The sequence below is a fragment of the Namhaeicola litoreus genome, from assembly GCF_042679565.1.
In the GTDB taxonomy this organism is placed as follows: domain Bacteria; phylum Bacteroidota; class Bacteroidia; order Flavobacteriales; family Flavobacteriaceae; genus Namhaeicola; species Namhaeicola litoreus.
Genome location: NZ_JBHTMY010000006.1, coordinates 1 through 1,520 on the forward strand (window position 1 = coordinate 1; position 1,520 = coordinate 1,520).

The window sequence follows — 1,520 nt, forward strand, 5'->3', positions numbered from 1 at the left end:
CAATTGTAACTCGTCAGCCTGCCGCTCAAATGCAAAGACTTAATCGCGCCGAAATCATAACCGTAACCGTTGGGCACAATACGATGAGAGACACTGCAACATATATTAAACTGATTTTGATTCTGATTTTCCCAATAGAAATATTTGGACAATCGGATTACTCTGAGTTATGGAGATTTCTGGATTTAAAGGGAAATAATATCTCTGAAGTAACTTCGGCAGAATTTGAAATGAAAAAGAATGGTAGACTTAAAGATAGCACCATGATTTACCAGTATAAGATTGACACTTTCCAAAACAAATTATACGGAGTTTACAGACAAGAGTGGATGACAACGCACGGAAAACTTAAAAATCCATATCATTGGCAATACATTGAACAGTTCCATGACTCTCATGGTAGATTAATCAAAGACGTGATAAGACCAAGAGAGATTGTACCTGAAAAGGAATACGGTAGCACTGATATTGATTCTTCTTGGACTATACAAATATATGAATATGATAAGTATGGAAAACGTATTTTAGAAGTTTATCAAAACATAAGTAAGTCATATTCAGTCTCAAAATACACAAAGGATACCTTTTTTTATCAATCAGGTGAAATTCAAAAGTATGAGACAGTTTATAACCAAGATGGTAAACCTGTTGAGCGATATCACTTTAGGTCAAGTGACAGTTTACGATATAAAAATGTTGAGTGGATTTATAACGAAAAAGGTTTGTTGACAACTTGGATTTCTTACACAAGAACTGGTGAATTTCACACAAAGCGATTTTACTCATACAACGAAAATGATAAGCTTGTAAAGCAAATTGATTCTACAGGTTGGTATATAAATGATAAACCTACAGTTCAAAAGATTATTGATTACGAATATTTGGCTGACGGGACATATAAAGAAATTCATCAAATGAATTTATTCCGGGAGATTCCTGATAAGTGGTCTATTACTTATAATTCTGAAGACCAACCGATAAAAAATGAAGACTTGATTAATTCTAGCTATACTGTTTATGAGTACTTGGAGAATGATTCAAGAAAAGAAATAACCTATAACGCCGATGACCAAAAGATATTGGAAAGGATTTGGGAGTATAATAATATCGGCTTTTTAATAGCAGAGTATTTTATAAATCATGGATTACCAAAATATTCTAAAGTGACTAAATATTACTATAAATGACAGAAGTACTGTGCCCAACAAAGGGTAGAGCAAATATGGCGTTGAGTGGTTTGCATTGGTTCTGAGCTATTTGCAGCAACACCAAAACTTTTGTTTTGGCTCTGAAAAAATGATTAATTTAACAGCAAAAACAAAAGCTTCGGCTTGGTGCAGCTTGTGAGGTTTAGTGCTTTCTATTGCCAAACTTGCGCTACCCCAACCGTTAGCTTACATTTAACTAATTTAAAATTCATGAAAAAAATTCTAATTATCGTCATGTTCAGTTTACTGTCAAATGTTTATGGACAAACAGATCAAAATTATAGTGAAACTCTTAAAGAAATGTTTGATGTC

Annotated in this window: 1 protein-coding gene; it reads left to right on the forward strand. The window is 33.2% G+C overall.

Annotated features, from left to right (window positions below; genetic code table 11):
* The coding region (locus ACFQ39_RS15115; protein ID WP_377180519.1) for a hypothetical protein at nucleotides 1-1,187 on the forward strand (1,187 nt) is incomplete at its 5' end.
* Nucleotides 1,188-1,520: the final 333 nt, after the last annotated feature.